Raw genomic sequence first — 7,085 nt, 5'->3', positions numbered from 1 at the left:
AGCCAACCCCCTCCCACACACCACTTGACGATCCATAGGAGCTTCAGGCCGGCACGACACGGAAGGACGATGGGACTGACGGGAAGCCCCCAACCCGCTCTGAGACCGCCCAGGGGGCTACCGCCCCCCGGCCACCCACCCGCACCCGGGGGCGGGTGGGCAACCACCGCCCGGCCCCGGGGGGTCGAGGGGGAGATAGCCGGCCCGCGCCGCAGGCGGCGTAGCCCCCTCACCCCGGCAGGATCGCGTGCACCCTGAACCCGCCCCCGTACCGGGGGCCCGCGAAGCAGGAGCCGCCGAGGGCGCCCGTGCGTTCGCGCATGCCGAGGAGGCCGTGGCCGCCGCCCGGGTCGATCTGGGCCGGGGAGGAGTCCGCCGAGTCGCCGCCGTCGTCCAGTACGGTCACCTCCACCGAGGGCCCGACCCGGACCACGCTGACCTCGGCCTGCGCTCCCGGGCCGGCGTGCTTGCGGACGTTGGTCAGCGCCTCCTGGATCACCCGGTACGCCGCCAGGTCAACGGCGGCCGGCAGCGGTTCGGTGCCGGGGCCGAGCTGGACGGTCGCCGCCACGGGGAGGCCCGCGTGCCGGAAGGTGTCGAGGAGTTCGTCCAGCAGGGCCAGTCCCGGTGCGGGTTCCGTGGGGGCCTCCGGGTCGCCGGACTGGCGCAGCAGCCCCACCGTGGCGCGGAGCTCGTTCAGCGCGCTGCGGCTGGCGTCCCGTACGTGGGCGAGGGCTTCCTTCGCCTGGTCGGGCCGTTTGTCCATGACGTGCGCGGCGACCCCGGCCTGGACGTTGACCAGGGCGATGTGGTGGGCCACCACGTCGTGCAGGTCCCGGGCGATCCGCAGCCGCTCCTCGGCGACCCGCCGCCGGGCCTCTTCCTCCCTCGTCCGTTCGGCCCGTTCGGCCCGTTCCCGTATGGCGTCGACGAAGGCCCGCCGGCTGCGCACCGCGTCGCCGGCGGCGGCGGCCATCCCGGTCCAGGCGAAGATGCCGATGTTCTCCTGCGCGTACCAGGGCATCGGGCCGGCCAGCATCGCCACGCCGGTGAGTCCGGCCATCGTGAGCAGCCCGGTCCGCCAGGTGGTGGGCCGGTCGGTGAGGGCGGCCACCGTGTACAGGGCGATCACCGCGCTCATCGCGACGGGCGCCCTCGGCTCCCCGGTGGCCAGCTCCAGCAGCGACAGCCCGCAGGTGACGGCGAGCACCGTACGGGGCCTGCGGCGCCGCAGGACGAGGGCGGCCGCGCCGAGCAGCATCAGCAGCAGGGAGAAGGGGTCGGGCGTACGCGTCCCGAAGGTCGGGCCGTGCGGCCCGTGCGGGTCGGCGAAGGACCCGACGACCATGGCGACCAGCGCCCCGAACGCGAGCACGGCGTCGGTGGCGAGCGGATGCGCCCGCATCCACTGCCGGGTGGCGGGGAAGGGCCCGAGGTCTGTCGTCACCCGGACACGGTACGGGCTCCGGCTAGAGCCGCGCGGATCCCGGGGGCGCGGGCGGCGATGGGGGAGCGGGGGGAGCGGGCGGGCGGGGGCCGAGCGGGGCCCGGGAACGGGCCGGGCCCCACTTGGCGCGGACCACGCACACCGCCATCACGGCGGCGATGGCCGCCAGGTGCTCCTTGCCGGCGAGGTTGTTCTTGACCAGCACCTCGCCGATCATCACGAGGATCACCAGGGCCCCGGTGAGGTACGCCCGGTAGCGCCAGCACACGTAGATGGCGAGGCCGACCACGGCCGCCGACGGCCCGGTGTCGTTGACGATCCGGTCGGACACCGGCAGCCCGAAGGGGTGCTCGGGGCCCAGCGAGAGCCCGATCCGGGCGTACGTGGTCCCGGCGATGGTGGCGACGTAGCCGATGAGCAGGGTCCGCCACCAGCCGATGCAGATCTCCGCGATGCCGAAGACCAGCAGGATCTGCGCGAGCGCCCCCCACACGGGCAGGTCGAGGGCGGGGACGAAGAGGGAGAGCGGGGTCCGCAGCAGCGCCAGCCACAGCGGGTCGGCGGCTTTCACGGACCCCAGGTCCTGTACGGGCTGGAAGCCCCAGGAGGTGTTCTGGACGATCTGGAAGACGGAGGTCAGGGCGACCGCCCCGAGGGTCATCGGGGCGGCCCGCCACTTGTCGCGGACGAGCGCGTCCCGCACGGTCAGCAGCAGAGGGCCCCACTCACGGCGGGCGAACTGCCGGACCTCCGTCTTCCACGACGTCAACGAATCGTCTCCAGGTGCTTGCGGTGCAGCCACTTGGGCAGGCCGGGTGCCTCCAGGAAGCCCTCGGCCCGACCCGCCGCGATTCCGATCCGCAGCAGGTCCGAACTCTTCTCGAAGAGCATGAACCGCGGCTCCCAGATCGGGCGGTATTTGGCGTTGGCCCGGTAGAGGGACTCGATCTGCCACCAGCGGGAGAAGAAGCTCAGCAGCGAGCGCCACATGCGCAGCACCGGACCCGCGCCGAGCTTGGACCCCCGCTCGAAGACGGAACGGAACATCGCGAAGTTGAGCGAGACCTGTGTGACGCCGATCTCCTTCGAGCGCTCCAGCAGCTCGATGACCATGAACTCCATCAGGCCGTTCTCGGAGTCCCGGTCACGGCGCATCAGGTCCAGGGACAGCCCCTTGGGGCCCCACGGCACGAAGGACAGCACGGCGCGCAGGTCGCCGTTGCCGTCGGTGCACTCCAGCATCACGCACTGGCCGTCGCCCGGGTCGCCGAGGCGGCCCAGTGCCATGGAGAAGCCGCGCTCGGTCGCGCCGTCGCGCCAGTCGTCGGCCCGCTCCAGCAGGACGGCCATCTCCTCGGCGGGGATGTCGGCGTGGCGGCGGATGCGGACGGTGTAGCCGGCCCGCTTGACGCGGTTGTACGCCTGGCGGACGGTGCGCATGGCGCGGCCCTCCAGGGTGAACTCGTCGGTCTCCACGATGGCCTCGTCGCCCAGTTCCAGGGCGTCCAGGCCGTGCCGGGCGTAGATCTGCCCGGCTTCCTCGCTGGCGCCCATCACGGCCGGCACCCAGCCGTGCTCGCGGGCCTCGGCCAGCCACGGCTCGATCGCGCCGGGCCAGGCCTCGGGGTCGCCGATGGGGTCGCCGGAGGCCAGCGAGACCCCGCCGACGACGCGGTAGGTGACGGCGGCCTTGCCGGTCGGGGACCAGATGACGGACTTCTCGCGGCGCAGCGCGAAGTAGCCGAGCGAGTCGCGGTCGCCCTGCTTGGCGAGGAGCGCCCGCAGCCGCTCCTCGTCCTCGGGGGTGATCGGGTCGACGGCGCGCCGCGAGCGGAACGCGGCGAACAGCACGGCGAGCAGCAGCAGCATCGACATCATGTTGATGGCGACGTCGACCCAGGCGGGCGTGGTGATGGCGCGGTAGGCCTTGTCGTCGGGCGCGAGCGTGATCAGCCGCATCACGCCGTACCGCCAGCGCGCCAGGAACGTGGCGTCGGCGCGGTCGGCGTCGGTGTTGGTGGCGCCGACGAGCAGGGCGGCGATCAGCGAGGTGAGCAGCAGGCCGACGGCGGCCACGGCGGTGGCGAGCTTCGGGTTGGAGCGGTCGCCCTTGGCGTAGAACTCGTGGCGGCCGAGCAGCAGGGCGCCGACGAAGGCGGCGGTCAGGGCGAGCGAGACCCAGTTCTGGGCGTGCTGGCGGAACTCGGGGTAGCACATGCTCAGCTCGCCGCTGGTGCAGGGCGCGAACGCGGCGACCGCGAAGGCCAGCAGCAGCATGCCGCTGACCACCAGGTTCAGGATCCAGGCGGCCCGCTTGCGGCGGCCCATCGTGACCGCGAGCAGCAGCGAGAACAGCCCGGAGGCGAACCCGGCCGTCAGCAGGTACGGGGTGTAGAAGTCGGCGGTGTTGTGGCGGCGCAGGTCCTGCCCGAGCGAGAGCCACACCGCGCTGAGGAAGTTGACGAACGTGACGATCCGCAGGTACCAGACCGCGAAGGCGGCACCGCGCCGCGACCGGGGAGTGCCCCTGCGGCTCTCCGGCTTCGCGGGCGCTTCCCCTCCCTGCTCCTTCTTGTTGTTGGAACCCTTGCCGGAGGCCTGATCGAGGCTCCGGTCGGTTTCTGCGCTGGTCAAGCGGACCTCTCCCATGAAAAGCGATGATATGGGGCGTCACCGGTCCGCAGTGCAGTGCGAGCACTGCGGACTGGTCAGGCCCGTAGTGCCCGGTGTCTCAGTCCGTCGGCTGCTCCGCAGCAGCCCTCTCCGGGAGTTCCGCCGCGAGTGCGGCGGCCGCCTGGACCAGGGGGAGCGCCAGCAGGGCGCCGGTGCCTTCCCCTACTGTGACGCCGTGGTCGAGCACCGGGTTGAGTGCCATCCGGTCCAGTGCCTTCGCCTGGCCCGGTTCCCCGCTGGACTGCCCGGCCAGCCACCAGTCGGGGGCGCGGAAGGCGGCCCGCTGGGCCACCAGCCCGCAGGCCGCCGAGACGACCCCGTCGAGGATGACCGGCGTACGGCGTACCGCGGACTGGAGCAGGAAGCCGGTGATCGCGGCGACGTCCGCGCCGCCGACGGCCGCCAGCAGCGCCAGCTGGTCGCCGAGCACCGGGCGGGCGCGGCGCAGCGAGTCGCGGATGGCGGCGCACTTGCGCATCCAGGCCAGGTCGTCGATGGGCAGGCCGCCGCGGCCGGTGACCACGGAGGCGTCCGTCCCGCAGAGCGCGGCCACGAGCGTGGCCGCGACCGTGGTGCCGCCGACGCTCAGGTCGCCGAGGACGACGAGGTCGGTGCCGGAGTCGGCCTCCTCGTCGGCGATCCGGATCCCGAGCCGCAGTGCGTCCTCGGCCTCCTCGGCCGTCAGCGCGTCCTCGATGTCGATCCGGCCGCTGCCGCGCCGTACGCGGTGCCGGACCACGTCCTCGGGCAGCAGCTCCGGGTCGCAGTCCAGGCCCGCGTCCACGACGCGCACCCCCGCGCCGAACCGGCCGGCCAGCACGGAGACCGGGCTGGTCCCGTCGAGGACGGCGCGCACCAGCTCGTGGGCGCTGCCCGCGGGCCGGGCGGAGACGCCCTGGGCGGCGATGCCGTGGTCGGCGGCGAACAGGACGACGCGCGGCTGCCGGATCGGCTCGACCGGTACCCGCCCCTGCGCGGCGGCCAGCCATTCGGCGAGCTCGTCGAGCCGGCCCAGGGCGCCGGGCGGCACGGCCAGCCGCTCACGACGCTCCTCGGCGTCACGTCGGACGCCCCCGTCGGGGCGTTCGATCAGATCGGAGAAGTCGTCGAGATTCAGCGTGGTCATCTGCCAGAGATTACAGCCGTCCGGGGCCTCCTTCGGGGGGGTACCGGCTCCGCTTCAGCTCGGTCGTCCCTTGAGGACGAGGGCCTGCCCCGCGACCACGAGGAGGACGTGCTCGCACTCGCCGGCGACCGCGTTGTTGAGGCGGCCGAGCTCGTCGCGGAACCGCCGTCCGGAGGCGGTCGCGGGCACGACGCCGGCTCCGACCTCGTTGCTCACCAGCACCACGGGGCGGCGGCTCGCGCGGACCGCCGCCACCAGCTCGTCGGCCCGTGCCCGCAGCTGCTTGCGGCCTTCGGCGGCCCACACGGCGTCGTCCCACGCGCCGGCCCGGTCCATGGCGTCGGTGAGCCACAGCGCGAGGCAGTCGATCAGCAGCGGCGGGCCGGCCCGCTCCAGCAGCGGCACCAGTTCGCAGGTCTCCACGGTCCGCCAGGTGGCCGGGCGCCGCTCCCGGTGGAGGCCGACCCGGTGGGCCCATTCCGCGTCGCCGTCGCGGGTGCCGCCGGTGGCGACGTAGACCACCTCGGGGAACGCGGCCAGGCGCCGCTCGGCCTCGAAGGACTTCCCGGAGCGGGCCCCGCCGAGCACCAGGGTGCGGCGGGGCACGTCCGGTACCGCCCGGTACTCGCCGGCCACCACGGTGGTCCCGTCGGGTACGGCCCGCGCCCCGGCGGCGGCGCAGCGGCGGTCGAGCTCCGGGCCGGGCGGGGTGTCGTGGTCCAGGTGCACGGCGATGACGTCGGTGTCCGGGCCGACGGCGCCGCCGGCGCGGAGCCGGGCCAGCGCCTCGGGCCGGCCGAGCACGTCGGCGAGGACCAGGTCGTACGGGCGCTGCGCGTCCCCGTTGCCGGTGCCGGCGGGGGCGCCGCCCGGGGGGAGGTACAGCAGCCGGCCGCCGTCGGGGCCGGTGACCTCGTACCCGGTGCCGGGGGCGTCCATCGGCACCGCCCGCACCCGGTGTCCGCTGATCACCGACAGCTCCCGCCCGTCGGGCACCCGCCCGGCGGCGGGCAGCCCGGGCGGCAGCTCGACGGCGGGCCCGTCGTGCGGGTGCGTGAGCAGCACCTGCCGTACGCCGGCCAGCGAATGCCCCGCGCGGGCCCCGGCCAGCACCGCCCCGGGGGTCAGGTCGAGCAGCAGCGCCCCGTCGACGAGGACGGAGGTCGCACCGCGGGACAGGCCGCCGACGGAGACCGCGCAGGCGGCGCAGGGACAGCCGGGGCGGGGCAGGCCTTCGGGGGTACCGGTGCCGAGCAGAGTGAGTTCCACACAGAGATCCTCCCGCGTCGCCGGTACTGGTGCGCGCCCGGCCGGCGCCTGCGGCGTGCCGGTGGGGCCGGGAGTCACATGATCGTGGCGGGAATCTCCTCCCCAGGGGAGGAACGGAGGTCGATCTGCGGGCACACTCATGGCGAGAAGCGTGAGATCGCGGACGAACAACGGAGGCGGACATGGCGTGGACGTGGCGGTTCGAGGCGGCCGACGGCAGTGAGGTGGCCCCGGCGGTGGAGCCGGAGGAGTTCACCACGCAGGGGGACGCGGAGTCCTGGATCGGGGAGGTCTGGAAGGAGCTCCTGGACGGCGGGGCGGAGCGGGTCACCCTCTTCGAGGACGGCTCGGAGATCTACCCGATGAGCCTGCGGGCGGCCACGGAGGCCTGATCCCTGGCCGGGAGGGGGCGGGGCTGGCTGCCGGGGCCGGGGCCGGTGCGGTGGCCTGCGGCGCCGGTCCCCTACCCGCCCTTCGCCCGTTCCCCGGGCTGCGCCCGGACCCGGTGGGGGGGGGGCGCCCCCCCCCCCCCCCCCCAAACCACCGCAGGGGGGGGGGGGGCGGGCACTA

6 protein-coding genes are annotated in these 7,085 nt (G+C 74.5%); 1 reads left to right on the top strand and 5 read right to left on the bottom strand.

Going from position 1 to position 7,085, the window contains the following annotated elements:
* Positions 1–229: 229 nt before the first annotated feature.
* From AC07A6_RS39715 to AC07A6_RS39695, 5 genes are all read right to left on the bottom strand, one after another.
* Positions 230–1,405 (bottom strand): sensor histidine kinase, encoded by a 1,176-nt coding sequence (locus tag AC07A6_RS39715; protein ID WP_478780350.1) that lies wholly within the window; start codon positions 1,403–1,405, stop codon positions 230–232.
* Positions 1,406–1,469: 64 nt separating this feature from the next.
* Positions 1,470–2,216 (bottom strand): hypothetical protein, encoded by a 747-nt coding sequence (locus tag AC07A6_RS39710; RefSeq protein WP_478780348.1) that lies wholly within the window; start codon positions 2,214–2,216, stop codon positions 1,470–1,472.
* Positions 2,213–4,096: a phosphatidylglycerol lysyltransferase domain-containing protein gene (locus AC07A6_RS39705; protein ID WP_478780347.1), complete on the bottom strand. Its 1,884-nt coding sequence runs from the start codon at positions 4,094–4,096 to the stop codon at positions 2,213–2,215. Before AC07A6_RS39705 ends, AC07A6_RS39710 begins: the two co-directional genes overlap by 4 nt.
* Before the next feature lie 82 nt (positions 4,097–4,178).
* Positions 4,179–5,237 carry a nicotinate-nucleotide--dimethylbenzimidazole phosphoribosyltransferase gene (gene cobT, locus AC07A6_RS39700; RefSeq protein ID WP_478780349.1) on the bottom strand — a complete coding sequence of 353 codons (1,059 nt, stop codon included), beginning with the start codon at positions 5,235–5,237 and terminating at the stop codon, positions 4,179–4,181.
* Between the two features lie 63 nt (positions 5,238–5,300).
* On the bottom strand, positions 5,301–6,515 hold the full coding sequence (locus AC07A6_RS39695) for a bifunctional adenosylcobinamide kinase/adenosylcobinamide-phosphate guanylyltransferase (RefSeq protein ID WP_478780346.1): 1,215 nt from the start codon (positions 6,513–6,515) through the stop codon (positions 5,301–5,303).
* Between the two features lie 182 nt (positions 6,516–6,697).
* Between AC07A6_RS39695 and AC07A6_RS39690 the strand changes: the two genes are divergently transcribed.
* The gene (locus tag AC07A6_RS39690) at positions 6,698–6,907 is read left to right on the top strand and encodes a hypothetical protein (protein WP_042800824.1); all 210 of its coding nucleotides are present in this window, start codon (positions 6,698–6,700) and stop codon (positions 6,905–6,907) included.
* Positions 6,908–7,085: the final 178 nt, after the last annotated feature.

Source organism: Streptomyces sp. NPDC044002 (genome assembly GCF_056434525.1).
Note: the sequence above shows the minus strand (reverse complement) of the source record. Positions and strands in the feature narration are given on the sequence as shown.

Excerpts from the sequence above, each read along its gene's own strand:
- AC07A6_RS39715 (WP_478780350.1), bottom strand. The coding sequence starts at position 1,405 with ATGCGGGCGCATCCGCTCGCCACCGACGCCGTGCTCGCGTTCGGGGCG.
- AC07A6_RS39690 (WP_042800824.1), top strand. The coding sequence starts at position 6,698 with ATGGCGTGGACGTGGCGGTTCGAGGCGGCCGACGGCAGTGAGGTGGCC.
- AC07A6_RS39705 (WP_478780347.1), bottom strand. The coding sequence starts at position 4,096 with ATGGGAGAGGTCCGCTTGACCAGCGCAGAAACCGACCGGAGCCTCGAT.